The following is a 25596-nucleotide window of genomic DNA, read 5'->3' as shown; positions in this document are numbered from 1 at the left end:
CCCGTCGTCGACGCTGCTTACCGACCCGGAATGTACTTCAGCGCCTTGACGAAGGGCGGCATGATCTTTGCCCACAGCTTCGGCGGAAGTCCGCGCGGCCCACCGAGATTGAGCAGACGCGTCGTCGCGATGGTCTGCGACTCCGTGTACTTGAGCAGGCCCTCGGTGCCGTGCCTGCGTCCGACACCGGACACGCCCATGCCGCCCATCGGAGCGCCGGTGGTGCCCCACGTCGGTGCGTAGCCCTCGTCGACGTTGACGGTGCCCGAATGCAGCCGTGCTGCAATGGCTTCGCCCTGCGCCTTGGTCTTGGCCCACACACTGGCGTTGAGTCCGTACTCGGTGTCGTTGGCCTTCTCGATGGCCTCGTCGACGTCGGCGACGGGGTAGATCGACACCAGCGGCCCGAAGGTCTCGGTTGCCGCGCATTCCATGTCCTCGGTGACGTTCGTCAGCAGCGTCGGCTCGTAGAACAGCGGGCCGATGTCGGGGCGTGCGTTGCCGCCTGCGACGACGGTCGCGCCCTTGACCTTGGCGTCGTCGACGTGGGCCGAGACCGTCTTGATCTGATCCTCGGAGATGAGGCTGCCCATCTCGATGCCGAATTCGTAGTCGGCTCCGAGGCTCATGTTGCGCACCCGCTGACCGAACTTCTCGGTGAACTCCGCGGCGATCGACTTCTCGACGTAGATACGTTCGATGGAGATGCAGAGCTGGCCGGAGTTGGAGAAGCAGGCCCGCACGGCCGCGTCGGACACTTCCCGGAGGTTGGCACCCTTGGCGACGATCATCGCGTTCTTGCCGCCGAGCTCGGCGGAGAATCCGATGAGTCGACGCCCGGCCTGCTCGGCCAACAGCTGACCGGTGGCGGTGGAGCCGGTGAACATGACGTACTCGGTGTTCTCGACGATGGCGGTACCCACCACCGAACCCGGGCCGGGAACCACAGCGAACAGGTCACGGGGCAGTCCGGCCTTGTAGAGCAGTTCGACGCAGGCGAGCGCGCAGTACGGCGTCTGGCTGTCCGGTTTGAGCACCACGCCGTTGCCTGCCAGCAGTGCCGGGATGGCGTCGGACACCGCGAGGGTCATCGGGTAGTTCCACGGGGAGATGATTCCGACAACACCCTTGGGCTGGTAGCGGATCCGGGTCTTGGTCAGCACGGGCAGCATGCCGGTGACCTTCTTCGGAGCCAGCAGCTTGGCGGCGGTCCGCGCGTAGTGCCGAGCGGTCATCGAGATGTCGAGAACCTCTTCGAGAGCAGCGGCGCGAGACTTGCCGGTCTCGGCCTGCGCCATGTCCATCAGCTCGTCGCGGTGCGCGAGCACCAGGTCGCGGTAGCGGTGGAAGATCTCGGCGCGCTCGGACACCGGACGCTTGGCCCAGGCCACCTGAGCTGCGCGTACGCGCGCGATCGCAGCGGTCGCGTCGGCGGCGGTGCCCACCGGGATGGTCGCCAGCTCCTTGCCGGTGAACACCTCGGTGATCGTTTTCGTCGGCCGCGATTCGGCGTCGGGGATGGCGATGAGATCGGCGAGCCGGGAGAAGGTCGAGGCGGACGGTGCTGGCATGGACTGGTCCCTACTGGTGAGTAGTGTTTTGAGTAACAGACAACCTACCTGGTCTTCGGCTCACTTCACAGGGCCGAAATTACCGAATCCTGTGGCACGATGGTCAGTGGTCTACCGGACGTCGGGGCGTACGGAGCTACAGGGTGGGAAATATATGCGCAAGGCATTCGTTCTGGCCGGAGCCGCGGCACTGATGCTGTCGTTCGCAGGGTCGGCCCAGGCCGATCCACTGCAGGATTTCATCGCTCCGCCGAGCGATCCGGATGCGTATCTCCCCACCTCACTCGGTGATCCATGGTTCGACCCGCCTGCCGGGTACGAGAACCTGCAGCCCGGCACAGTGCTGAACCGTCGCGACGTCGCGGTCACGCCCGAGGCGTCGTCCGTGCAGTTGCTCTTCCGCTCCACCGATTCGAAGAACCGACCCATCGCCGCGGCGACGACGGTCCTGACGCCCACCGCGCCGTGGACCGGAGCCGGAGATCGTCCGGTCATCGCGTACAACGAGGCAACGGACTCGCTCGGTAATCAGTGCGCGCCGTCGTACACGCTGCCGCGCGGCAACAACAAGGAAGTCGATCAGGTCCGGATTCTGCTCGACCGCGGCTACACGGTCGTCGTCACCGATTACCAGGGTCCTCGGCAGGCCTATTCGGCCGGTCTCGTTTCCGGACACACCGTGCTCGACGGCTTACGCGCATCCCAGAGTGCAGGAGTGGCTGCGGACGCGCCGATCGGCATCACCGGCTACTCCGGCGGTGCCATAGCCTCGGGTTGGGCCGCCCAGTTGGCTCCCGAGTACGCGCCCGAGTTGAACATCGCCGGTGTCGCTTTCGGTGGCCCGCCGACCGACTACAAGATTCTGCAGACCTCTCTGAACGGCCAGATCGGTTCCGGTCTGTTCACTGCGGCGACGATCGGATTGTCCAGGGAGTACCCGGAGATGCGGGAGCTCGCCAACGACAACGGGAAGCGACTGGCTTTGGCGCAGAAGGATCAGTGCGTCGATGTGTTGTCGTATTCGGGACTGTTGTTGCTGGACCAGCGAAACCTCTCCAACGTGCCCGATGTCTTCGACCACCCGATCACCAAGGCCGTCGTCGAGGAGAACCGGATGGGCCAGACGACGCCGGACGCACCGATCTACATCTACCAGGGCCTGCAGGACTTCCTCATTCCCAAGGAAGGTGCCGAGGCCGTGCAGGACCAGTGGTGCGCGGCGGGAGCGTCGGTTCGCCTCGAATTGGTTCCCGGAGATCATTCGGTGGCGCAGACCAACGGCCGTCCCGGAGCGTACGACTGGCTCGGGCAGCGCCTCGCCGGAGAGTCCACCTCCGGGTGCGAACGTGTGACCCGATAAGCGCGGCTTGACCCTCACGCCACGGGAGGCAGCACAGTGTCTTTCGTGAGTGATTCTTCCTTCGTCGGCAACGAGACCTTCGGCAGCGACCAGGACAGCATGCAGGTCGGTGCTGTCGCACGGTTGGTGGGTGTCAGCGTCAGGACGCTGCATCATTACGACGAGATCGCGTTGGTGGTGCCGTCGGGCAGAACTCCGAAGGGCTATCGGACGTACTCGTCGGCCGATGTCGAGCGGCTGCATCAGGTGTTGACCTATCGCGAGCTCGGGTTCGCGCTCGACGTCATCGCGGCGTTGCTCGACGATCCCGCGGTCGATGCCATGGCGCATCTGCGTCGGCAGCGAGAGTTGTTGAACGAGCGAATCGATCACTTGCACGCAATGGCTGCGGCCGTGGACAAGATGATGGAGGCGAAAAAGATGGGTATGCAACTGACTCCCGAGGAGCAGCGCGAGATCTTCGGCGACAACTGGACCGGCGAAGAGTACGCAGAGGAAGCCGAGCAACGCTGGGGCGAAACCGACGAGTGGAAGCAGTCGCAGGAGCGGACGGCGTCGTTCACCAAGGACGACTGGAAGGCCATCAAGGTCGAGGCCGATCTCCTCGAAGCGGACCTCGCAGCCGCGATGCAGCGGGGTGTGTCACCGGATTCCACCGAGGCCGGGGTACTGGCCGAGCGTCATCGGGCATCGATCGAACGGTACTACGACTGCGGTTACGAGATGCAGGTGAACCTGGCGGAGATGTACATAGCCGACGAGCGATTTGCCAAGCACTACAACGGGATTGCGTCCGGCTTGGCGCAGTATCTTCGCGACGTCATCGTTGCGAACGCCGCTCGCCAGGGTTGACGCGAGCCATCGCGGACCGCTCGTGTGCGGTCGATCCCCCCCAGACTCCGTATTTTTCGTCCGAGTCGAGTGCGTGTTGCAGGCAGCGCGCGATCACGGGGCATCGATCGCACACGAGCTTCGCCTGTCGCTCGAGGTTTCTCAGCGAGTATCCCCGCAGTCCCAGGGGCGGGTAGAACATCGAGACCGGCATCGAGCGGCAGGCAGCGTTCATCTGCCAATCCCAGTACTCGGAGATCGGTTGCATTGCTTGCGTTCTCATCGGCAGCCACCCCTTTCGATCAGAGATTCAGTAGTCGGCGGATGTTGCCGGATGTGACTGCGCGCCGGTTCCCCAGTCCGTCGCCCGCGGCTCGTGCGCTGAGCAGGGTTCTGCGATCGATCACTGTCGAAGTCCTTCGGTCCGCCGCCACAAACTGACGTTAGCGTCACATATGAGATAAACCGCAGTCAACGGTGACATGTACCAAGACAGGTCGGACTAGCATTGCGCGATGACAACCGATCGCTCTACCCCGAGCCCCATGCAGTTCCTCGGGTACACGTTCGGACGCGTCCTGCCCGCGTCGATGCAAGACTGGGTTCGAAACGATCTGGTGGGTAATGGCGCCCAGGTTCGCTACATCGCGCGCTTCGTTCTTCCGATCGTTCCGCTGCTGCTGCTGTTCCTGCTGATCCCGGGGCCGCTGTGGATGTCCCTGGCGATGATGTCGCTGCTGTTCATTCCGCTGGTCTACTTCTCGATCGCGCTGATGAACGTCTATCGGCGGCATCGTTTGCTGATCCACGGCCTCGACCCGCAGATGATCAACGCCAAGGCCCAGAGCCGGGTCGACCGCACTCGTGACGACTACGAACGGCGTCACGGCCGCGGTTGATGTGCGAGCGATAGTCTGTGCCGCATGACGTCACCTGTGGAATTCAAGGCAACAGCTGATCTGGCCGACGAGATCGGTCCCGATATCCGCAGTTGCGACACCCAGTTCATCCAGTTCGGCAAGCACACGGAGTTCGCGGGCCCCATCACCACCATTCGCTGCTTCCAGGACAATCTGCTGGTCAAGCAGACCCTGAGCGAGCCCGGCAACGGTGGCGTACTGGTGGTCGACGGCGATGCCAGCGTGCATACCGCGTTGGTCGGAGACATCATCGCCGGACGCGGCGTCACCAACGGTTGGGCGGGTGTCATCGTCAACGGTGCAGTGCGCGACTCCGCGATTCTGCGCACGCTCGAGATCGGCGTCAAGGCACTGGGCACCAACCCCCGCAAGAGCACTCAGACCGGCTCGGGCGAGAAGAACGTCCCGGTGAGGTTCGGCGGAGTGACCTTCAACCCGGGCGAGATCGTCTACAGCGACCACGACGGCGTCGTCGCGGTATAGCCCACGAACGGCGGCAGGCGTCGATGCCTGCCGCCGTGATGCTCCTACTTCACGAACGCGAGCAGCGCGTCGTTCACTTCCTGGAAGTGCGTCCACAGCAGCCCGTGCGGCGCGCCCTCGACCTCGACGTACGTCGCCTCCGGGAACACCTTGTGGAACTGCCGGCCCGTCGAATCGATCGGCAGGATGTTGTCGGCCGTGCCGTGCAGGATCAGCGTCGGCTTGCCCGATTCGCGCACCTTCTCCACGTCGCCGCGGAAATCCTCGAGCCAGGTGGGCACGACGGCGTAGGCAGCCACGGGCGCGCTGCCGGTCGCGGTGTTCCAGCTCGCACGGACCGCGGCCTCACTGATTCGGGTCCCGAGGTTCTCGTCGAGGTTGTAGAAGTCCTTGTAGAAACTGTCGAACCAGGCGAAGCGATCCTCGCGAGCGGCACTGTCGATGCCGTCGAACACCGACTGAGGAACGCCGGTGGGGTTGTCGTCGGTCTGCAGCAGGAACGGCTCGAGGGATGCCAGGAACGCGAACTTCGCGACGCGATCGGTGCCGTACTTCGCGGCGTATCGCGCGAGTTCACCTGTGCCCATCGAGAATCCGACCAGGATGACATCGTTCAGATCGAGCTCGGTCAGCACCTTGTCCAGGTCGGAGGCGAAGGTGTCGTAGTCGTATCCGACGGTCGGCTTGCTCGACTGACCGAATCCGCGGCGGTCGTAGGTGATCACGCGGTAGCCGGCGTCGAGCAACGCCCGCGACTGACGTTCCCAGGAGTTGCCGTCGAGCGGGTAGCCGTGGATGAGCACGACGGGCTGCCCGGTGCCGTGATCCTCGTAGTAGACCTCGACGGGGGTGGAGTTCTCGGTTCCGACGTTGATGTGCGCCATGATCCTGCCTTCCTGTGGTCCTGAGCCGAGCAGGAGAACGGTCGTTCTCTCCGCTGTGGACTACTGTAGAGAACGTTGGTTCTCTCGGCAAGGGGTAGACGATGACGAATACGGAACTCGGGCGGGACGACGTGGTCCGAGCAGCGGACGCGCTGTTCTACGCCCGCGGAATTCAGGCCGTCGGCATGGACGAACTGCGCACTGCGGCGGGCATCTCTCTCAAACGCATGTACTCCCTGTTCCCGTCGAAGACCGCCATCGTGGCCGAGGTTCTTCGCGGGCGCACCCGCCAGTGGAACGACGGCATCCATGCCGAAGCCGCCGTTCACGAGTCTCCGAGAGAGAAGCTGCTGTCGATCTTCGACTTCCTGGACCACTGGTTTCGCGAGGACGACTTTCGCGGTTGTGCGTTCATCAACTCCTTCGGCGAATTGGGCGCAACCATGCCCGAGGTCGCCGACGCCGCGCATCAGCACAAGAAGAACTTCATCGAGTACGTCACCCGATTGGCCGTCGAAGCCGGCTGCGCACCGACCGTCGGACTGCAGATCGCGTTGCTCGCCGAGGGCGCTCAAACCACGGCGGCCATCACCGAACTGGCCGAATCTGCCGCTGCGGCAAAGACTGCGGCCGAGGTTCTGCTGGATTCGAGCGCGGGCCGAGCCAATCACTGACATTTGACACTGAAATTCTTCACGGGGCGGCGTTAGCGTCGAAGGCATGAGCAAGCTACGAATCCTCGCCGCCCTCACAGTGTCGACGTCCCTGCTGGTCAGTGGGTGCTCCACATCCGACGAGCCGTCAGCCGTCGAGTCGACCACCACCACGCCCTCGATCGGAAGCATCAGAACCGACGACGTCCAGGCGGCCTTGGACGCCATGGTCGACGCCGGGTCCGTCGCCGCTGTGGCGCAGGTACGTGACGGCGAGGATTCATGGTCGGGAGCCGCAGGCCTGGTCGAACGCGACGGCACCGAGGCCGCGTCCGCCGACGACCCGGTCCGCATTGCCAGCGTCACCAAGGCGATGGTTGCTGCCGTCGTGCTTCAGCTCGTGGACGAGGGGAAGCTCGAGCTCGATCAGCAGGTCGACGAGTTGCTTCCCGGCCTGCTCCCGAGGGCGGTGACCGTTCGCCAGCTACTCGACCACACCAGCGGCGTTCCCGACTACTTCACCGGATTCGACTCGGCGGACCAGATCGCCGCGCGGGCGAATGATGCCGTCACCGACGACGAGCTGATCGCCCAGGCTGTGGCCATGCCCTGGGCGAGCGAGCCCGGTCAGGAGTTCAGCTACGCCAACACCAACTACGTCCTGCTCGGGAAGATCATCGCCGACTTGGACGACAAGTCCATCGGACAGTCGTTGCAGGACAGGATCTTCGATCCCCTGGAGATGACCGACACGGCGTACCCCACCGATTCGACGCTCGACGCCGATGCCCTGCACGGTTACGTTCTGGACAACGGGACGTACACCGACGTCACCGAGTACGACGCCAGCATCTGGTCGGCGGGGGCGGCAGTGGTCTCCACCGTGGCCGACATGAACACCTTCTTCAGAGGGCTGTTCGACGGCACGCTGATCCCGCAGAATCTGATCGACGAGATGCAGGTCGTGACGCCGTCCACGTACGGACTCGGCCTGCTGCTCGGCGGAGATGCGTGCAACCCGGGCTCGGGCGAGCTCGTATTCGGCAACCGCGGCAACGGCTTCGGTTACCGCACCTACGCGTTCTCGAGCCCGGACGGTCAGCGTCAGGTATCGCTGGCCTGGACCACGGCGGGGCCGAACCCGGCCGCCGATCCACTCGAGCAGCCGGCCGCCGAAGCGTTGATCGCCGGACTCACCTCGACCTGCCCGGCGTAGAACTCACAGCACGCTCACCCAGCCGTGCACCTCGTCGCCGGTGAGCGCGGCCTGGTGTCGCTTACGCAGAGTCAGCGTCACCGGGCCGGTTTCCTTGGTTCCTAGTGCGCGACCGTCGATTTCGTACACCGGAGCAACTCCGGCCGAGGTGCCGCAGACGAACACCTCGTCGGCGATGTACAGCTCGGTGAGATCGACCGTCCGCTCCTGAACCGTCAGCCCTTCCTCGCGCGCCAAAGTCAGAATGGTCCGACGGTTGATGCCGTCGAGAATGTCGCTGGTGACGTCCGGGGTCACGAGTACGCCGTTCCGGACGAGAAATATGTTCGCGGCACTGAGTTCGCACACATGGCCGTTGATGTCGAGGAAGATGCAGTCGTCGAAGCCACTGTCGATCGCATCCTGTTTGGCGAGCACAGAATTGACGTATGCACCGTTGACTTTGGCGCGCGATGGAATGGCGTTGTCGGGGATTCGACGCCACACACTCGTCTTCAACCGCATGCCGTCCTGCGGGACAATTGGATTGGCGTCGTACAGAAAGATCGACACCGTGGTGTGCAGCCCGCGCACCCGTGTTCCGGGGATCGATTCGTCCACGTGAACGGTGGCTCGGACGTAGACCTCGGTCGTCGGGGCGTTGGCGTCGACCACGTCGCGCGTTGCCTGTAGGAACCGCTCGAACGTCCACTGCGACGCGAACGTGTCGATGCCGATGATCTTGCAGGACTCGACCAGTCGCTGGTAGTGATCGAGCAACCGGAACGCAGTACGCCGGTCACCGTCCACCTGCACGGGAAAGACGGTGTAGACACTGAGCCCGTACAGAACGGCCGAGGTCGCTACTCCGAGCGTCGCATCCTGCGCCTCGACCAAACGGTCGCCGAAATACACCTTCGAGTGTGGAAGAGCCATGCGGCGATGCTAGTCGCCCGGCAAGTCCGAGCGACAACACATTTCTCGTCGTATGGTCGAGTTCATGAGCGCACGAACAGTACAGACCCGGACCCTGTGGAACGACGGCCCCGAGGTGGGTGCCATCGGCCTGGGGTGCATGGGAATGACCTGGGCATACAAGGCCGACGACCGGACGGAAAGCCCCGATCACGTCATCGGGCACGCCCTGGACCTGGGTGTGAATTTCATCGACACGGCCGATGTGTACGGACCGTTCACCAACGAAGAGGTCGTCGGCACAGCCATCGGTAGCCGACGTGACGAGGTGATCCTCGCGACCAAGGGCGGTCTCGAATCTCATATCGGCGACGCCGGAGAACCCGTCATTTCGGGCCCCAACGGCAAGCCCGAGCACCTGCGTTCGGCGATCGACGATTCGCTCCGCCGCCTGGGCGTCGATCACATCGATCTGTACTACCTGCATCGCCCGGATCCCGAGGTGGATGTCGAAGACAGCATCGGCGCGATGGCCGAGGCCGTGCAGGCCGGAAAGGTTCGCGCACTGGGGGTCTCGGAGTTCACCGTCGAGCAGCTCGATCGGGCCCAGCAGGTGCATCCGATCTCGGCCGTGCAGTCCGAACTGTCACTGTGGACGCGCGACCACCTCGAGACCTCACTGAAGTGGACGCAAGACAACGGTGCGGCATTCGTGCCTTTCTCACCGTTGGGCCGCGGCTTCCTGACCGGCAACTTTCGCGGAACCACACCTGCCGCAGACGATTTCCGTTCACGATTGCCTCGCTTCAGCCAGGACAACCTCGATGCCAATCTCGTGATCGTCGACGCCATCGCGGCGGTCGCCGACGAGCTCGGTGCGACGCCTGCGCAGGTGGCCCTGGCGTGGGTTCTGGCGCAGGGTGAACATGTGGTCCCGATTCCCGGCACCCGGCGCACGTCGCGTCTGGACGAGAATGCAGGAGCGGCCGAGTTGACCTTGAGCGCTGATCACCTCGCTGCACTCGACGCTTTGCCAGCTCCCGCTGGTGGTCGCTATTGAGATCGTCGGTGTCGACCCTGCCGCCGACCTGTGTCTCGCCGAGCAGATTCTCGCAGTGCAGAAGAGTTCGTATGCAGTCGAAGCAAGACTGATCGGCGACAACAGGATTCCGTTGCTGCACGAGTCGGTGGACGATCTGTGCGCCGCACAGGTCCACTGGCTCGTCGCGCGAGAGGATCACGAAATCCTCGGTGCCGCTGCATGGTACGAGGCGGAGATCGATCGCCTGGTGGTGGCTCCACATGCACACCGCCGGGGCATCGGACGCGGTTTGGTGGACGTGATGCTGGATTCGATTGTGGGACAACGTGTGCAGGTGGCTACCGGACGGGACAATGCGCCGGCCCGCAGATTGTACGAATCACTCGGCTTCGTACACACCGAAGGTCAAGAAGTACTGCCGGGACTGTGGCTGGCTCGCTACGAACTCGTTCGCTGATCGTTGTCGGAGTTACGCGGGCGAGCGAAAAACCAGATCAGTGCACCGGTTATCGGCATCAGCAATACAAATACGCACCACCAGAATTTCGTGCCTTTCCGCGACTGAGTGCTGCGAAATATCGACATCCACGCAACAACGACGAGCACCAGCCACAACACGACCACGGACATCCAGGCAAGGTCGAACGCCAGCGGAAGTGTGGGATTGACCTCGGCGCTGATTCTCACCCGACTCCCTTCGACTCCGAACTCCACCTTGTCGAGTTCGATCGCATTAGGCTGCGGCCATGACCGCGTGGATCGAAGTGCTCACGGCTATGACAAGTGAATCGAACATACCGTTGCGCGGCACTATCGAGGAAGTCCACGAAGCGGGCAGCCCCGAGTCCTTTCGTCACGGATTCGCCTACAGCGGAACGCCACCCGTTCTGATCCGGCCCGAAGACAGCTGTCGGGTGTGGCGATCCGGGCGAAGAACCCGCGTGGAACGCATCGACGGCAGTCCCATCTTCATCAGCGACGGCACGCGCGCCTGGGACTTCACGGGCCCGGCCGACCGGCCTCGCGTCGGCCCACTCGGCAGAGTGATCTACCTCGGGCCCAGCCAATTCTTGTTGCAACAACGCAGTACCGCCGAATGGGCCGGCAACGAGTTCGCCCAACCCACCGGGCCGGTGGAGACGGTCGAGTTCGCCGGGCGCAAGTGTTGGACGGTTCGGTTGGCTCCGCCGGAGGACAAGCCGTATCCGCTCCGAATCTGGGTCGACGTCGAGTCCGGCTTCATCCTGGGTGACCGCATCGACGAAGTCGGAATCGGTTCGCAGTTCGTCGAACTCGCAGTGGGCGAACCGATCGACGAGGCGTTGTTCGCCTGGGACGGGCCCGCATACACCACCGAGGAGTACCAGAAACTGCTCGAGGACGAGTCGAGGGCATTGCGTCACGAGCACGTCCAGTGGTTCACCGACCAGGTGGCATCGACGCCACTGACCGTCCGCGCGCTTTTGGATTTCACTCCCGAGGACGTTCGCATCGCCGATAACGGGGGCTTCGACACCAGTTCTCGCAGAACGTTCCTGGGTCGCCGTCCCCGCAGCGACGAGGGATGGGCACCAATGTGGAGGGTGACGCACTATGTGTGGTCCACGCAGGACTGGGACTGGGCGGCCGGAGCGTTCGACACGGAGTTGGATGATGCTGCAATCCTCGAATTGCAGCAATCGTTGCACCCAGGGGATCCGGTGGACCGTGGTCGGCGAGTCGCGGTACGTCGCGATTATCTGCGCGGAACCGACTGAGTTCCGTCTCGACAGATGACCTCTACCGGTATCGCTATCGCGCTTGCCCTGTTCACCATGGCTGTTTTCTCGATCGTCCGTGATCGCTACATGGGGTTCTTTGCCAAGTTGGCATGGATTCTCGTTGCGTTCGTTCTGCCCATCATCGGGCCGATCCTGTGGTTCACAATCGGTAAGCGGTATTCCTACGGGCCGAGCGGCGGCAACGGCTAGCCGCCGCTAGTGACCGAGTGCGCTCCTGAGATCGATATTCACCAGATGGCTTGCCTGAGCGCGCAACCATTCGATCGTCTGCAGACTCGGCGTAGGTGCGTGAGCAAGCAACGTCCATCGGAGCTGGGTATGCGGTCGTAAATCGAACTGCACCAGCACTTCCGGAACGGTAGGCCACGGTGAGCTCCACACGACACGGTCGAACTCACTGCTCTCGACCACCCGAGGCGGCGGCGCGTCCTGGAACATCACCGGCCAGGCGAAGCCTCGATTGTGCGGGTGCAGATCGGGATGCATCAGCGCATTCCACACGAAGCGCGCAGGCGGCGACAACGAAGCCGTGCCGCTCCCGAGAACCATCATCGACCCACCGTACGCAACCGCCGACCTCCGAGTCCGTCCCTCGAGCAGGCAGGTTGTGCTGATTACAGGCAGGGCTGTGCCCTGAGACTGGCGTGGGTCGTCAGGCGGGTTGTCGTGGTTCCACGTCGCCGGTGTCGTCATGGTGGTCCGGCGGGTACAGCACCTCTTCGGGGTGGTGGGCGTGATTGATCAGCCCGCGGCGCTTGGGGTCCATCCCGGCCGGTGGATGCCACAGGGTGCGGCCCGGATAGCGATGTGCTGCTCCGGTTTTGGTGGTTGCCCACTTTCCGGGTCCGGTGCCGACGAGTGCGTGGTGCATGTCGCAGCCGAAGGTCAATCCGTCGATGTCGGTGTTGCCGCCGTCGATCCAGTCGGTGAGGTGGTGGGCTTGGCACCAGGTTGCGGGGCGGGTGCAGGAGGGGAAGCTGCAGCCACGGTCTCGGGCGATGAGCACGATGCGTTGGTCTGCGGAGGCGATGCGTTTCGATCGACCCAGATAGAGGGCTCTGCCGTTGTCGTCGAAGATCGTCAGGTAGTGGTGTGCGTGGGAAGCCATGCGGATCGCGTCGCGGATCGACACTCGTGATCCGGTGGCGGTCTTCGCGTATCCGCAGCCGGCTTCCAGATCTTTCAGGCTCATGGTGACGATGGCGGTGACGGGCAGGCCTCGGTGGGTGCCGAGGGTCCCGGAGGCGAGGGTGTGCCGGAGTGCCACCTTCAGGGCGTCGTGACGACGTTCGTTCTGGGTGCGGATGTCACGCTGGACGGCGGCCTCGCGCGTTGACGCCGCAGCCTCGGCCCTTGCCTGACTGCTCTCGGTATCGCCGTGCCCGGCAGCGGTACGCCTGGCAGCAGGGCCGTCGGAGGAAGTGTCGTCGGAGGAGGTGCCGTCAGAGCCTGTACCGCAACCGCATTCGATGCCGCCTCCGCACTCGTCGTGACCGCAATGGCCGTCACCGCAATGGCCGTCACAGCCACATGGACCGTCGTCCCAGAGTCCCGCATCACTTCGCCACCGGTCTTTACGCTCAGGTAGCGGTGGTGTCTCGGAATTGGAGTCCCCCGATCCTGCATCACTCGCCCCTGCTTCGCGGGGCGTGGTCCCGGGCTGCGGTCGTGCGTGGGCATCCTCGCCCGAGGTCTGGTCGTCCCCGTCGCTTCCGTTCTCGTCGTCGACGATCGGTTTGCCGTCGGCGGGGTTGTACATGCCAGGTTTCGCGGCTTTCGAGAACAGGGCTTCGAGGTAGGCGCGTAGTTCGGGGTCGACGCAGAATTTGCCTTCCGACATACCGTCGGCCCCTTGCTCGCCGAGGTAGAAGAACGCATCCCTCCGCTTTCGCGGCTTCGGCGGGTTTCCGTCGTCATCGTCATCATCGTCATCATCGTCGTGATCGCCGTCCGGATTCACCATCGCGTCCAGGCACGCCACCACCGGCGCGAAATCGTCCGGCCGCAATTTCACTGCCTGTTCCACCAACTGTTGTTCGGCGAGATCGCGGGTCTGCGGATCGACACTCGAGGGCAGATGACGGAAGAACTCGCGGATCATCTGCACATGCTTGGCATCGAGCAACCCCGCCCGTAATGCTTCGGCAGTTCGCGGCAGCAACGGGGCCAGTACTTCACCGGACAACGACGTTCGATCACCCAATTGTGCAGCCAGACGCACTCGTGCTCCTGCTGCTCGAGGGGTGATCCGCAGCATCCACGCCACCGACGACGGGACCGAGCCCGGATACACGTCGAGGCCGTGCTGAGAGATCAGCTCGTTCAGCCAGGTGTACGAATAGGCCGACAAGGATCGGTTCAGCATCTCCATGCGTTGGATCACCGCACGCCGGTCGGCGTTCGTCCACGACACCGACGCCTGCTCCGTCAACTCCGCAACCGCGGACTCGACCCGCTCCACCAATGCCGACAAGTCAGGATCGGACACGTCAGGGGCAGGCGGCACCACATCGATGCCGTCCACCCCTGATCCGCCGTCCCCCGAAAGCATGTACAAAATCTACCGCGACCCACCGACAAGTTTCGAACAGATTTACGAACAGGGCAAGACGACTGTCGACGGCTCCGCCCATCATCTACGCAGTCACGGTGGTAGGAACTGACGTGAGACATCCGAACCGCATGATCGGCATTCGGAGCTGAACGATCCTGGCTTGAACAATTCGCCTGGCGGGTGGTGGCTCAACCTGTCAGCGGGCGCACTCGATGTCGGTAGCGTGAGGGCTATGGCATCGAGCACGTATCACCCGGTATGGTCGAACGACGATCTGCAGCAGAATGTCTCGGAAGCGCAGTGGGTGGACTACAACCTGAACGTCGTGGCCGAGACGACGGTGGGCTCGCTGGTCCCCACTGTGTTCGACGCCTATGCCCGTGTCCTGTATCCCCTACGTGCCACCACGACCCAGCATGCGTCGTCGAAAACCATTGCGCCCTGGCGTGATCAGCTGGAATCCATCATCGAAGTACTCGCTCGAAGCACGACAGCGCCGGATGAGTGCTGGTTCGCCGTCTGGGAAGGCAACACAGCACTCGACGACATTCGCGCGACGGCACCGACCGCAGCCATCGCCGGCTACGACTATTTCCTGTTGAAGGGACCGGTCTCACGCGCAGCGGACACACTCGAAGGACTGTCACCGAATCTGTGGTGGCCCAGCGATCACACATGGTGCGTGGCTCAGCACTTCGACTTCCACTGCGCGTACCTCGGAGGCAGCGCAGAAACCGTCGCCGACATTCTCGCGCTCACCTCCATCGCATCCATGCCAGTCCGCGTCGACCAGATTGTCACTCAGGGCCACGACGAGCACAACGACTGAGACTCCTCAACCATTCGATGCAACAGTCTCGACCAGAAGCACGTTCCACTGCACACCGAAACTCATTGGCAATGAGCCGTGTTCGCGATACTCCATGCGTCCGTACGGCGTCACGGCGAACATCCCGGGATGTGGCGTTGGAGTATGTTCCTCGTGCCGTGCTAGAAAGCCGGGGCGATCCAACACGCGAACGCTACCCCGCGGCCTTGCCCAGAAATCGATCCATAGGTACCGGTCCCACACCAAGCAGCCGTGCAACATCACGTCACCGACCAAGTTACCGTCGCCCATCATCGTGGTGAACCCGTTGCCGAGGTGCGCTACCCGCTCCGTCCGGCCGTTGGTGGTGACAGCCTCCACTCGAGCCTGCACCTCGGTACACACCTCAGCGGGTAGGTCCATCGCGTCGGGTGACGCCCAGTAGGTCGTCGGTGTACACACCGCACCTACGACAGGCTCGTCGGGGAAGGGCTCTAGGTCCTCGAGCATCCACAGTGTCGGCATACGGCGTCAGAACTGAGCCCTCGGCGCTCCCATTCCCGGGTCGATTTGGAATGGTCCGCTGGCAGAAGGTGCTATCGGGAAGTCGAAGATCGCGGTGGGGATGTATACGGTGGCACAGGAATTGGGGATGTCCACCACGCCGGACAGGCGTCCTTCGATCGGGGCCGATCCCAGCAGCAGGTATGCCTGCTCGGGGCTGTAGCCGAACTTGGTGAGGTAGTCGATCGCGTGCATGCATGCGTTCTGGTACGACAGGTCGGAGTCCAGATACTTCTGCTCACCGTCGACGGTCACCGAAATGCCCGAGAACGCAATCCATTCCGAGTACTGCGGTGCCGTGTTTCCGGGCATGAAGATCGCGTTCTCGCTCACCCCGTAGGTCTCCATGCCACCCTTGATGAGGTCGACGTGCAGGTCCATGAAGCCGCCCATCTCGATGGCTCCACAGAACGTGATCTCTCCGTCTCCCTGCGAGAAGTGCAGGTCGCCGAAGGACAGCTTCGCCCCGGGCACGAACACCGGATAGAAGACGCGAGTGCCCTTGGTGAGGTTCTTGATGTCCTGATTTCCGCCGTTCTCGCGGGGCGGTGCCGTGCGCGCGGCTTCACCTGCGACACGGGAGAATTCGTCGCCGCTCAGTGATCCGAGAATCGCCCCGTCGAGTTCTGGGGCAAGTGCCAGTGGCGGAACACGATTGGGGTCGGTAGCGATCAAGGCACCTTCACGGGCGTTCCACTTCGCCAACAACTGCGCCGATGGCGCGGTCCCCATGAGGCCGGGATGGGTGATGCCGGTGTACTTCACGTGGGGAACGTGACGAGATGTGGTGGTCTGCCCCGAGAAATCCCAGATTGCCTTGTACGCGTCGGGGAATCGATCGGTGAGGAACCCGCCGCCGTTCTCCTTGGCGAAGATTCCCGTGTAACCCCAGCCCTGACCGGCCAGCGGACCCGAATCCTCCTGCGGGATCGGCCCTACGTCGAGGATGTCGACGATCAACAGGTCGCCGGGCTCGGCTCCCTCGATGTGGAACGGCCCGGACAGTGTGTGCACGTTGTCGAGCGGCGCATTCAGAATGTCCTCGGCGGAATCGTCGTTGTGGATGGCCCCGTCGAACCATTCGCGGCAGTGGGCTCGAAATGATGTGCCGGGTTTGACCGTGACCGCCGCCGGAATGTCGGGATGCCATCGGTTGTGGCCGACGATCTCCTGTTCGGTGAAGCTCTTCGTCGAGTCGAGCGGAAACAGCAGTTCGGGCACTGAACACCTCCGGTTGCGCGGATTCCCCTGCCTCGATCATTGCACCGTCGTGGCGCATCCGGCCGCATATGGCATGTAAATCTTGTATGACGTTGTGCCGGAACGTCGCTGATGCGACATCTAACGCTACCCTCGGATACGTGCCCACCTACAGCTTCCGCTGCGCACAGCGTTGCGCCCCCGTCGAGCAGCGATTCTCCATGGCCGACGTGCCCTCGGAGGTGCCGTGTCCGGCATGCGGGCAGGCGGCAGCCCGAAAGATCTCCTCACCCGTTCTCGGTAGAGGAAACAGCGCTGCGATGCAAGCGCACGATGCCGCCCGCGCCACTGCGGACACGCCCGCCGTCGTCTCGTCCGTACCTCACCAGGGGAGGGCGGCGACAAGAACGACATCGAACCCGCTTCATCGACGCCTGCCGCGACCCTGACACCCGCGTTTCCCTTTCCTCCCGACGGGGAAGTCCGACGGCATGTCCGAGCTGCCTCCTCCCCCATCCATCGCCGACGGCGCCGCCACCGATGACGTCGTCGCCTGGGTTGCCGAGCACCTGGGCGATCTGACTCGCGAGGGGGCGGACGGGGTCACCGCCGGTGCCATTCGAGGTGGGCAGTCCGCTGCCGATACCGCGCTGGCCGGACTCGACATCACCGGCTATGCCCGTGATCGAAGCACGGTCCTGCCGGTGAATCGCCGAGGTGCGAGCCGCATGTCGCCGTACATCCGCCACGGGCTGCTGACTCTGCGCGAAGTGTGGGACGCGGTCGCCGACGCTCCCTCCCGCGACCGCTCCCGCTACCGCGACGAATTGATGTGGCAGGAATATGCTCGCCACCTCTATGCACGGGTCGGAACAGAACTGGGGCAGTCCCTGCGCCGCGAACAGCCACGACCGCAGGGCTGGACCGCGCAGCCGTGGCCCGAGGAGATGAACTGCATGTCTTCGGTGGTCGGTGAATTGCACGACGACGGCTGGCTCGTCAATCAAACTCGCATGTGGCTGGCGTCCCAGTGGGCAGTCCGCGCCGGTGCAACGTGGCGCGATGGCGAGGACGAGATGTTCGCTCACCTACTCGACGGCTCTCGCGCCGCCAATCGCCTCGGCTGGCAGTGGACCGTCGGCACCGGAAGCGGCAAAGTGTACGGCTTCAGTCGATGGCAGGTGAACAAGCGAGCACCGTCCCTGTGCCGCAACTGCGCACTGAACGATGCGTGCCCCATCGAGAATTGGCCCGACGACGATCTCGGCCCCGCGGTCGACGGCCCGGATCTGAACAAGGCTCCGATTCCCGCCGGTCCTGCTCACGTGGAAGGACAAGGCGCAGAACAAGTGTGGATCACAGCAGAGTCGCTCGGCACCGCAGACCCGGCCCTGGCAGCGCAGCCCGATCGAGCTGCCGTGTTCGTGTTCGACGAACCACTGCTGCGGAAACTGCGGCTCTCCGGCAAAAGGCTGGTCTTTCTTGCCGAGACGCTCGGTGAGATCGCGTCGACCCGCCCGTTGGAGGTGCGCCGCGGTCGAGTGGCCGACGAACTCTCCGAGCGCGCCGTGGCCACCACCTGGGCGCCCGTTCCCGGCTTCTCCCGCATCGCCGACGCCGTGGCCCCGGTCGAGTTGCATCCGTGGCCGTGGCTGGTGCGTCCCACCCCGTCCTCGGTCAGATCGTTCAGTGCGTGGCGTCGGAGTCATTGAACAGCAGTCACCGACCGAAACTATCTCCGCTGCACCGAAATCCGGCCGTCTTCGCTGGTGATCGACACCGACCTCGGGGAATTCGGATCGTCGACGACGTCGATGTCGACATCTCCCTTCTCCGACGTCGCCTCGACGTCGTAGAAATCGGCTGCCGGCAGTTCGATCGTGCTGTCGCCCTGCATGTTCTGTACACGGACCGAGTCCGGTGGCACCCTCGAATCCAGGGCGACCCGACCGAACGTCGTGTCCACCTCGACTGCCGACACAGCTGCGTCGGTGATGTCGACGTCACCGAATCCGGTGGTGATGTTCAGGGTTCCGGCAGATCCCCGAGCTGTCACGGATCCCGCGGACGTGGACACCGATGCCTGCGCGTCCACGTCGGAGAGCTCCACGTCGCCTGCTGCTGCGTCGATGTCGAGAATCGAGCCGGCGGGTATCCGTAGTTCGAGGCCGATGTCGCAGCTGCCTCGCTTGCGGTAGGAACACTCCACAGCGATCGTCGAGCCGTCGTCACTGATGTCGACCGTCGGAGTATCCCCTCGGTAGGACCCGTCGGCCCGTACGTGCAGGTCCGAGTCGGGGCTCATGGACACCGACACCTTGGCGAATCTGGTTGTGACGGAGAGATTGTTCCCGACGATCGCCGTATCGGCGGAGTAATCGAAAGACTGCATCTTCGGCGTGGTGAAGCCGACAGCGAGGGTGGCCGTCGTGGCCGCTCCTGCGGTACCCACCACTACGACGGCAACCGACACGGCGACAGCAGTGCGCCACAGAACTTTTCTCACTGAATCGCTCCCAGATATCGCAGGACGGCCATGACACGGCGGTGATCGGCGCTGTCTCCGAGCAGCCCGAGCTTGGCGAAGATGTTTCCGATGTGCTTCTCCACGGCTGCTTGACCGACCACCAGAGCAGCGGCAATTCCGGCGTTCGACTTGCCTTCGGCCATGGCGGTCAACACTTCCCGCTCGCGTGGGGTCAGCGAATCGAGTGGATCCGATCGTGGGGCCCGAGCCAGAATCTGCTGCACCACTTCTGGATCGATGACCGTGCCACCGGTGGCAACGGTCCGGACGGCATCGGCGAATTCGTCCACGTCGGCTACCCGGTCCTTCAACAGGTAGCCGACGCCGTCCGTGCTCTGCCGAATGAGCTCGGCCGCGTACCGTTCCTCCACGTACTGCGAGAGCACGAGAACCCCTACAGCGGGCCACCGTTGGCGAATGACCAGCGCTGCACGCAGACCTTCGTCCAGGAAGGTGGGCGGCATGCGTACATCTACCACACAGACATCGGGAAGCGGATCGGCAGCGGACATGGCCGCGAGCAGTTCCGACGCGTCGGCCACCTTGCCGATCACGTCGGCTCCGGTATCGGTCAGCAAGCGAGCGACGCCCTCTCGCAACAGAACCGAATCGTCGGCGATGATCACTCGCACGGGATGCTCACCTCGAGCCGCGTCGGGCCACCGGACGGCGACGTGATGGACAGGGTTCCGTCGATTCCGCTGAGCCTGTCCTCGAGCCCGGCCAGGCCGCCTCCCGGTGCCGGATGCGCTCCGCCACAACCGTCGTCGACCACCGTTACCCGCACTGCGGACTCGACTCTCGAGACGTCCACTCGGACGTGGTCGGCCTTCGCGTGCTTGGTCACGTTGGTCAGGGCCTCCGAGACGACGAAGTAGACCGTCGACTCGACGGTGGCGTCCGGGCGTCGATCACCGGAAAGGGCCGGGTCTATCCGGAACGTCACCGGTACCGTGCACAACGCCGCGACGGACGACAGTGCGGCGTCGAGTCCACGGTCGGTCAGGATCGGCGGATGCAGACCGCGGGTGAGGGTGCGGATCTCGCCGATCGCATTCTTTGCTTCTCGATGTGCGTCGTCCAGCAGTTCTTTCAACACCGCGTCCTCGCTCGCAGAGACGCGCGACTTGGCCTGCCCCAGTGACATCGCCACCGAGACGAGACGCTGCTGGGCCCCGTCGTGCAGATCGCGTTCGATGCGACGGCGTTCGGCATCCGCAGCGTCGACGACGCGAGCTCGACTCACCGTCAATTCGTCCACTCTCCTACTGGACTCCGATCGGCCGAGAAGGGCTGCGGCACTCCACCAGTCGAGTCGCGCCAGGGCGGTGAGCAGCAGCGGAACTCCCGCAACGAAGGTCACCAAAGACGCGAAACCGACCAACGCGACGAACGGATAGCCCACCCGCTCGCCGATTTCGAGCTGATCGGCGACCGGATTCGACACGATCCAGGCGACCGGGGCCAGCGCGAGAACCGGCAGGGCCACGAAGAGCGCCGGCAGCAAGAACAGCAGAACAGCAGAGACCGGAATACGGATGAGCCAGTAGCACAACGACTTCCACAATCCGAGGTCGCGAAGGCACCAGACGAACTTGCGCCAACTGGTCGGGTACACGGTCACTTCGGGGCCCTCGATGGCAATTCCACCGGTGAAACCGATTCCGGCACGCGCTGCACAGTCCATCCACTTGAGCGCCACTATCGTCAGCGCGAAGACGAGCACCCCGCTGAGCGCAAACGGCAGTGCGCACACCGCCAGTATCAGCAGGCCCAGGATCATCCAACCGCCCAGCCCGGCGACCGTCGATGCCAGCAACGACGCCACCGCAAGCCACCAGTGCGGCGATATCCACGCCCTGAGTGGATTCAGGGGAATCGGTAGAGCCTCGTTCATGCGGATCAGCCTAAGTCGGGTGTCGTCGGCTTGTCCGCAGTGTGAACCCACGGCCCGAGGTAGGGCTGGCCCTACCGTCGATCCGTGGGTCGATCGTGGTGTTCTCCGCGCCACGGTCGACCAGATTGGACAAGTATGAACCTGAACATCCTCGATGTGGACCGGTTGTCGTCCGTGCCCGTATGGGTCGTCTTCGCCGTCGTATTCGTGCTGCTGGCGTTCGAGTCCGCGTCGTTGCTGGGTCTTTTCACACCAGGAAACAGCGTCCCGATCACGCTCGGGGTGCTGACGTCGATCGGCGTCGTACCGTGGCTACCTGCCGTCGTCACAGCGGCGGTGGCGTCGAGCATGGGTGCGCAGTGGGCGTTCTGGCACAGTCGCCGCACCGCCACGGTGTCGGGTCTCGGACGAGTGGAGTCGGCGGTGCCGGCCCCGGTGATGAGGGTCGTCCTCGGGCTGACCACACAGGCGCGATCACGACCACGCGCTGTCGCCGCCGTCGGACATCTCATCGGGGGTATCCGCACCGTCACACCGCGACTCGTAGCGACCTCCGCGCTGCGGCACCGTGAATACGCGGTACTCAGCCTGCTGGCCGCAGTCGTGTGGGCGGTTGTACTGGTGTCAGCCGGAGCGTGGCTGGGCGACCGGACCATCATCAGGACCGCCCTGGGATACGCCTGGATTCCGGCTCTGACGGTGATGATCGCAACCCAGCTCAGGCGTCGAACACGCTCGTCTTCTCCCGAACTTGTCGGAGCCCGGTGATATCAAGGATGTAGAGCAAACGACAGAAAGGGATTCGCATGTCCGCACGCTTCGATACCTGCCACGGCACACTCGTGATCCACGCGGTCGGCGGTGCGGAGTGCACGGAGCCAGACTGCGTGGACCTCGAGTACGTCCGCCACTTTCTGGTGCTGGAATGCGAGGAGGTCACCGGCGGCTGCCAGTGCACTTCTCTCGTGGAGCTCGCTCAGGCGTCCTGACGCCGGATCACCGGCTGCTGCAATTCGGTCACCCAGTTCTCCTGTGGCTGGGGCTCCGATACCAGATAGAACTCGCGGCAGATCCCGGAGAGCTCGTAGCCGTTGGCCTCGATCCACGCCGTGAACTGCTCCCAGGTCTCACCGATCGTGGCCATCGAACCGTGGTGGACGGTGGTGACCGCGAGCTCGACGGGCGGAAGCTCGCGAACCTCGTAGCCCTCGGCCGCTGTCACTTCCGGCCCCACCTCGAATGCGGCATGCACGGTGATGCCGGTGCCGTCCCCGTCGTCGACGGCCTCGTACATCGCAATGGAGGACGGCCCGAACGTCGCCCCGTGTCCGGCGAGGGTCTGCGCGAGTCGGGCGTACATCGGGCCGATTACCGGGCCGATGTTCTGGGGCCCGAACCCGGCGGCAGTGTCGGTGACGAAAGCGATACGGGTGGGCGGCAATGATTTGGTGTCCACGATGATCATCGAAATCCCTTCGGTGTGGGAGAGCCGCGCATCGATGCGACGCAGGCGAGCGGCGTCGAGATCGAGTCGACGAGCGACATCATCACGCTTGGCGGCGAGCATCTCACGTAGCCGGTCGACGCTGACCTGACCGTGCACGATCTGCGTCACCTCGTCGAGCCTGAACCCGAGGTCCTTGAACATGAGAATGCGTCCCAGAACCTCGAACTGTGAACCGTCGTACGAGCGATAGCCCGTGAACGGATCCACCCGTGCCGGCGTCAACAGCCCGATCTCGTCGTAATGCCGAAGCATGCGAACCGACACCCGGCCGATCGATGCGAACTCTCCAATGCTGAACATGACCCTCCGAGGTTCTCGTCTCACACAGTGTGAGGGTCAAGAGAGCAAAATCGGGTGCACTGGACCGCGGTGAGCGCGGTCAGCTGCACCCGATTCTTCAGGGCACGGAAATCGAGAAGCGAACCGCCGACACCGGACAGGCGACCCGCTCGCCCCCACTCGGCATGAGCCTCCCGCCAGGCGGCGGCGAAGTCATCGGAGGGAACGACGAGGTGCACCAGCCGACGGTAACACCGGATCGACGCGCACCCCGATCCCCCGTCTGTTCATCGAGGGGTGATGGAACCGAGGAACGAGGTGGTCCAGATGGCCGAGTTTGCCGATCCTGCAGCATCGTTCGTCGGAACCAGACCGTTGAGTGTCACCTGGCCGCCGGTCAGGCCGAGAGCAGGCTGCGGCGGCAAGGTGAAGCCGCAGGACTGCTGCACGGTGCCCGGCTCGATCGGCAGATCGATACGACGGCACTGTCCGGTGGACGTGGCCGTGAGCGCAGGCGTGACACCGTAGCTCGTGATGCTCAACGACGCGCCGAAATCCGGAGACGACGGATTCTGGTAGCAGATCGATGCTGTGGCTGCGACGTCCGCGGAGGGCTCGGTCGATGCCGCGCCGGTGGCGGCGTCCACCGACACCGCGTGAATCTCCGTCGTGCGCACTCCACCCGGGCATGCGGGAGTGCTTCCGGTCGAGACCGAGTTCACCTCGCGCCCGACGCTGTACTTCACCGAACCCGTCGGTTGCGGGGTTCCCGCAACGGGTTCCGGCACGGGAGCGGTGCCTTCACCGAGTGTGTAGAGCGTCCACAGCGAGCCGGTGCGTCCGTCCGGCAGGCGAAGCGGATTGGCGATCGAGTTGCTGGTCGCGACACCGTCGATGACCCCGGAATCGTTGGGGTTCACTCGCAGAACACAATCGACGGCCGCGCGGCCGGGCAACCCGATCATGAACTCGATCCCGCACGGCCCGTACATCGACAACTCGCCCAGTCCGGGGGCTGTCAGTGCGCCCCACTGGTCGAGGAAGGCCTGGCCGTCGACGGTCGGCCCGGCGCACACGTAGATCGGTCCGACGTTCTGAGCCGTGGGGTTCTGCAAGAAGCCCGTCGACGGGTCGTTGGTGAAGGTGTACATCCGCGCGTCGAGGCGTTCGACAACGGTCGACGAACGCGGGGAGCCGAAGTAATCGTTGCACGCCGCGTTGTCCTCCGCGGTCGGACGCTGGCCGCTGTCGACGGTACGGAAAACGCTGAAGTGACCCGGCCCGTTGTCGATGGACCCCATGATGGTCGCTGGTGCCGGACTCGGCGCAGGATCGGCCGAGACCGTAGCGATCGGATACAACGCGACCGCCACTGCAGACACCACGACGCCGCGCAACCACTTCTTCGACACTTCGTATCCCCCGGAAAAATAGTGGATCCGCAATTGGTGCAGATCGGACTCACCCCGCCGAGGAGACTAACGCAACAGCCGTTGAGAAGCGAGAGGTGGCCCTAGGGGAGCAGGTTCAATCCTGTTGTCGTCGAGAAGTAGTGCACGGTCTCGGCGCGCGGGGCGAGTCGGAGGACATCGCCCTGCGACGGGGTTGCGATATCGGGGATGCGCGCGACGATCTGTGCCCCGACGGTGCCGAGATTCGACGCGTCCGCGACGGTCCGGCCGTAGATGTAGGCGTCCGCACCGAGTTCCTCGACGACATCGACGACGATGTCCGTTCCGGACTCGGAGAGCGTCCACGCTTCCGGTCGCACGCCCATCGTGACGCGGCTGCCGTCGATCCGGTCGGCGATGGCGCGCTCGATGGGGACCGACAGCGAGCCCAGCTTCGCGGCTCCGGCGACCACGTCCACCTCGAACAGATTCATCGCGGGAGAGCCGATGAACCCGGCGACGAATGCGTTGACCGGGCGCTCGTACAGCTCCTTCGGGCTGGCACACTGCTGCAGCACACCGGCTTTCATGATCGCCACGCGATCACCCATCGTCATGGCCTCGACCTGATCGTGGGTGACGTAGACCGTGGTGGTGCCGAGCCTGCGCTGCAGCAACGAAATCTGCGTGCGAGTCTGAACGCGGAGCTTGGCGTCGAGGTTGGACAGCGGCTCGTCCATGAGGAAGACCTGCGGGTTCCGCACGATCGCGCGGCCCATCGCGACGCGCTGACGCTGACCGCCGGAGAGCGCCTTGGGTTTACGGCCGAGGTAGTCGGTGAGGTCGAGAATCTTCGCCGCTTCCTCGACGCGTCGGCCCACTTCGGCCTTGTCCATGCCGGCGATCTGCAGTGCGAAGCCCATGTTCTTGGCGACGGTCATGTGCGGGTACAGCGCGTAGTTCTGGAACACCATCGCGATGTCGCGTTCCTTGGGTGCCAGCGAGGTGACGTCGCGATCGCCGATCTTGATGGCACCGTAGTCGACGTCCTCGAGCCCGGCGAGCATGCGCAACGAGGTGGACTTTCCGCAGCCGGACGGACCGACGAGAACCAGAAACTCGCCGTCCTCGATGGCGAGGTCCAACGATTCGACCGCCGCGACGTCCGATCCCGGATAGAGCTTGGTCGCTCCTTCGTACGTGACCTGTGCCATGGGAGTACTCCTTTGTCGAG

30 protein-coding genes are annotated in these 25596 nt (G+C 64.0%); 15 read left to right on the top strand and 15 right to left on the bottom strand.

Annotated elements, in window-relative coordinates:
* Positions 1-17: 17 nt before the first annotated feature.
* Positions 18-1610 (bottom strand): succinic semialdehyde dehydrogenase, encoded by a 1593-nt coding sequence (locus tag CH291_RS10655; protein ID WP_256980806.1) that lies wholly within the window; start codon positions 1608-1610, stop codon positions 18-20.
* A gap of 115 nt (positions 1611-1725) precedes the next feature.
* On the opposite strand from CH291_RS10655, the gene CH291_RS10650 reads away from it, so the two are divergent.
* Positions 1726-2931 carry a lipase family protein gene (locus CH291_RS10650; protein WP_068045185.1) on the top strand — a complete coding sequence of 402 codons (1206 nt, stop codon included), beginning with the start codon at positions 1726-1728 and terminating at the stop codon, positions 2929-2931.
* A 99-nt stretch (positions 2932-3030) separates the two neighbouring features.
* On the top strand, positions 3031-3783 hold the full coding sequence (locus CH291_RS10645; protein ID WP_068045190.1) for a MerR family transcriptional regulator: 753 nt from the start codon (positions 3031-3033) through the stop codon (positions 3781-3783).
* Here CH291_RS10645 and CH291_RS10640 read toward each other — a convergent pair.
* The gene (locus CH291_RS10640) at positions 3752-3997 is read right to left on the bottom strand and encodes a WhiB family transcriptional regulator (protein WP_256980805.1); all 246 of its coding nucleotides are present in this window, start codon (positions 3995-3997) and stop codon (positions 3752-3754) included. The genes CH291_RS10645 and CH291_RS10640 overlap by 32 nt on opposite strands.
* Positions 3998-4277: 280 nt before the next feature.
* On the opposite strand from CH291_RS10640, the gene CH291_RS10635 reads away from it, so the two are divergent.
* Both CH291_RS10635 and rraA read left to right on the top strand, forming a co-directional pair.
* Positions 4278-4661, top strand: a complete 384-nt coding sequence (locus tag CH291_RS10635; RefSeq protein WP_094638507.1) for a DUF5313 family protein — start codon at positions 4278-4280, stop codon at positions 4659-4661.
* 24 nt (positions 4662-4685) lie between these two features.
* Complete coding sequence (rraA, locus tag CH291_RS10630; protein ID WP_068045194.1) at positions 4686-5165, top strand: ribonuclease E activity regulator RraA; 480 nt, start codon at positions 4686-4688, stop codon at positions 5163-5165.
* Positions 5166-5209: 44 nt separating this feature from the next.
* On the opposite strand, the gene CH291_RS10625 is transcribed toward rraA, so the two are convergent.
* On the bottom strand, positions 5210-6049 hold the full coding sequence (locus tag CH291_RS10625; RefSeq protein WP_068045197.1) for an alpha/beta fold hydrolase: 840 nt from the start codon (positions 6047-6049) through the stop codon (positions 5210-5212).
* A gap of 101 nt (positions 6050-6150) precedes the next feature.
* On the opposite strand from CH291_RS10625, the gene CH291_RS10620 reads away from it, so the two are divergent.
* Together CH291_RS10620 and CH291_RS10615 are read left to right on the top strand one after the other, a co-directional pair.
* Positions 6151-6723: a TetR/AcrR family transcriptional regulator gene (locus CH291_RS10620; protein WP_068045200.1), complete on the top strand. Its 573-nt coding sequence runs from the start codon at positions 6151-6153 to the stop codon at positions 6721-6723.
* 46 nt (positions 6724-6769) lie between these two features.
* Complete coding sequence (locus tag CH291_RS10615) at positions 6770-7918, top strand: serine hydrolase domain-containing protein (protein ID WP_094687422.1); 1149 nt, start codon at positions 6770-6772, stop codon at positions 7916-7918.
* Positions 7919-7921: 3 nt separating this feature from the next.
* Here CH291_RS10615 and CH291_RS10610 read toward each other — a convergent pair whose 3' ends face one another.
* Positions 7922-8833: an aminotransferase class IV gene (locus tag CH291_RS10610; RefSeq protein ID WP_068045205.1), complete on the bottom strand. Its 912-nt coding sequence runs from the start codon at positions 8831-8833 to the stop codon at positions 7922-7924.
* 64 nt (positions 8834-8897) lie between these two features.
* Between CH291_RS10610 and CH291_RS10605 the strand changes: the two genes are divergently transcribed.
* Together CH291_RS10605 and CH291_RS10600 are read left to right on the top strand one after the other, a co-directional pair.
* The gene (locus CH291_RS10605) at positions 8898-9872 is read left to right on the top strand and encodes an aldo/keto reductase (RefSeq protein ID WP_094687468.1); all 975 of its coding nucleotides are present in this window, start codon (positions 8898-8900) and stop codon (positions 9870-9872) included.
* The gene (locus tag CH291_RS10600) at positions 9859-10311 is read left to right on the top strand and encodes a GNAT family N-acetyltransferase (protein WP_179276505.1); all 453 of its coding nucleotides are present in this window, start codon (positions 9859-9861) and stop codon (positions 10309-10311) included. Before CH291_RS10605 ends, CH291_RS10600 begins: the two co-directional genes overlap by 14 nt.
* Here the strand turns inward: CH291_RS10600 and CH291_RS27405 are convergent.
* Complete coding sequence (locus CH291_RS27405; RefSeq protein ID WP_373454850.1) at positions 10293-10484, bottom strand: PLD nuclease N-terminal domain-containing protein; 192 nt, start codon at positions 10482-10484, stop codon at positions 10293-10295. The genes CH291_RS10600 and CH291_RS27405 overlap by 19 nt on opposite strands.
* Before the next feature lie 311 nt (positions 10485-10795).
* Here CH291_RS27405 and CH291_RS10590 point away from each other — a divergent pair, with 311 nt between their 5' ends.
* Together CH291_RS10590 and CH291_RS10585 are read left to right on the top strand one after the other, a co-directional pair.
* Positions 10796-11611 carry a hypothetical protein gene (locus CH291_RS10590; RefSeq protein WP_143545916.1) on the top strand — a complete coding sequence of 272 codons (816 nt, stop codon included), beginning with the start codon at positions 10796-10798 and terminating at the stop codon, positions 11609-11611.
* Between the two features lie 15 nt (positions 11612-11626).
* Positions 11627-11824: a PLD nuclease N-terminal domain-containing protein gene (locus CH291_RS10585; protein WP_068045214.1), complete on the top strand. Its 198-nt coding sequence runs from the start codon at positions 11627-11629 to the stop codon at positions 11822-11824.
* A 6-nt stretch (positions 11825-11830) separates the two neighbouring features.
* On the opposite strand, the gene CH291_RS10580 is transcribed toward CH291_RS10585, so the two are convergent.
* Entirely contained in the window at positions 11831-12187 is a 357-nt protein-coding gene (locus CH291_RS10580) for a hypothetical protein (RefSeq protein WP_143545915.1), read from the bottom strand.
* 100 nt (positions 12188-12287) lie between these two features.
* Positions 12288-14186: an HNH endonuclease signature motif containing protein gene (locus CH291_RS10575; protein WP_094687418.1), complete on the bottom strand. Its 1899-nt coding sequence runs from the start codon at positions 14184-14186 to the stop codon at positions 12288-12290.
* A 235-nt stretch (positions 14187-14421) separates the two neighbouring features.
* On the opposite strand from CH291_RS10575, the gene CH291_RS10570 reads away from it, so the two are divergent.
* Positions 14422-15018 (top strand): hypothetical protein, encoded by a 597-nt coding sequence (locus CH291_RS10570; RefSeq protein WP_094687417.1) that lies wholly within the window; start codon positions 14422-14424, stop codon positions 15016-15018.
* Positions 15019-15024: 6 nt separating this feature from the next.
* Here the strand turns inward: CH291_RS10570 and CH291_RS10565 are convergent, their stop codons facing one another.
* Positions 15025-15522: a hypothetical protein gene (locus tag CH291_RS10565; RefSeq protein WP_094638496.1), complete on the bottom strand. Its 498-nt coding sequence runs from the start codon at positions 15520-15522 to the stop codon at positions 15025-15027.
* 6 nt (positions 15523-15528) lie between these two features.
* Entirely contained in the window at positions 15529-16782 is a 1254-nt protein-coding gene (gene fmdA / locus CH291_RS10560) for a formamidase (protein WP_068045226.1), read from the bottom strand.
* A gap of 68 nt (positions 16783-16850) precedes the next feature.
* Here fmdA and CH291_RS27330 point away from each other — a divergent pair, with 68 nt between their 5' ends.
* On the top strand, positions 16851-17210 hold the full coding sequence (locus tag CH291_RS27330; protein WP_306437432.1) for an FmdB family zinc ribbon protein: 360 nt from the start codon (positions 16851-16853) through the stop codon (positions 17208-17210).
* A 42-nt stretch (positions 17211-17252) separates the two neighbouring features.
* Positions 17253-18473: an FAD-binding domain-containing protein gene (locus tag CH291_RS10550; RefSeq protein ID WP_094687416.1), complete on the top strand. Its 1221-nt coding sequence runs from the start codon at positions 17253-17255 to the stop codon at positions 18471-18473.
* Positions 18474-18493: 20 nt separating this feature from the next.
* Here the strand turns inward: CH291_RS10550 and CH291_RS10545 are convergent, their stop codons facing one another.
* From CH291_RS10545 to CH291_RS10535, 3 genes are read right to left on the bottom strand one after another with little or no spacing between them, the layout of a single operon-like run.
* Positions 18494-19267 (bottom strand): DUF4097 family beta strand repeat-containing protein, encoded by a 774-nt coding sequence (locus CH291_RS10545; RefSeq protein WP_094687415.1) that lies wholly within the window; start codon positions 19265-19267, stop codon positions 18494-18496.
* Positions 19264-19920 carry a response regulator transcription factor gene (locus tag CH291_RS10540; RefSeq protein WP_068045236.1) on the bottom strand — a complete coding sequence of 219 codons (657 nt, stop codon included), beginning with the start codon at positions 19918-19920 and terminating at the stop codon, positions 19264-19266. The genes CH291_RS10545 and CH291_RS10540 overlap by 4 nt, the downstream gene beginning before the upstream one ends.
* Entirely contained in the window at positions 19911-21185 is a 1275-nt protein-coding gene (locus tag CH291_RS10535; protein WP_218829023.1) for a sensor histidine kinase, read from the bottom strand. The genes CH291_RS10540 and CH291_RS10535 overlap by 10 nt, the downstream gene beginning before the upstream one ends.
* Positions 21186-21320: 135 nt before the next feature.
* Here CH291_RS10535 and CH291_RS10530 point away from each other — a divergent pair, with 135 nt between their 5' ends.
* Together CH291_RS10530 and CH291_RS10525 are read left to right on the top strand one after the other, a co-directional pair.
* On the top strand, positions 21321-21953 hold the full coding sequence (locus tag CH291_RS10530) for a hypothetical protein (RefSeq protein ID WP_094687414.1): 633 nt from the start codon (positions 21321-21323) through the stop codon (positions 21951-21953).
* A gap of 38 nt (positions 21954-21991) precedes the next feature.
* Positions 21992-22174, top strand: a complete 183-nt coding sequence (locus tag CH291_RS10525; protein ID WP_094687413.1) for a hypothetical protein — start codon at positions 21992-21994, stop codon at positions 22172-22174.
* On the opposite strand, the gene CH291_RS10520 is transcribed toward CH291_RS10525, so the two are convergent.
* The 3 genes from CH291_RS10520 to CH291_RS10505 form a co-directional block, all read right to left on the bottom strand.
* The gene (locus tag CH291_RS10520; RefSeq protein WP_094687412.1) at positions 22162-22992 is read right to left on the bottom strand and encodes a MerR family transcriptional regulator; all 831 of its coding nucleotides are present in this window, start codon (positions 22990-22992) and stop codon (positions 22162-22164) included. The two genes, CH291_RS10525 and CH291_RS10520, sit on opposite strands and share 13 nt — an antisense overlap.
* A gap of 266 nt (positions 22993-23258) precedes the next feature.
* Positions 23259-24383, bottom strand: a complete 1125-nt coding sequence (locus tag CH291_RS10510; RefSeq protein ID WP_143545914.1) for a hypothetical protein — start codon at positions 24381-24383, stop codon at positions 23259-23261.
* A gap of 101 nt (positions 24384-24484) precedes the next feature.
* Positions 24485-25576 carry an ABC transporter ATP-binding protein gene (locus tag CH291_RS10505; protein ID WP_094687409.1) on the bottom strand — a complete coding sequence of 364 codons (1092 nt, stop codon included), beginning with the start codon at positions 25574-25576 and terminating at the stop codon, positions 24485-24487.
* Positions 25577-25596 lie beyond the last annotated feature (20 nt).

The sequence above is a fragment of the Rhodococcus sp. 14-1411-2a genome, from assembly GCF_002259485.1.
In the GTDB taxonomy this organism is placed as follows: domain Bacteria; phylum Actinomycetota; class Actinomycetes; order Mycobacteriales; family Mycobacteriaceae; genus Rhodococcoides.
This window is presented reverse-complemented; position numbering and strand designations above follow the sequence as displayed.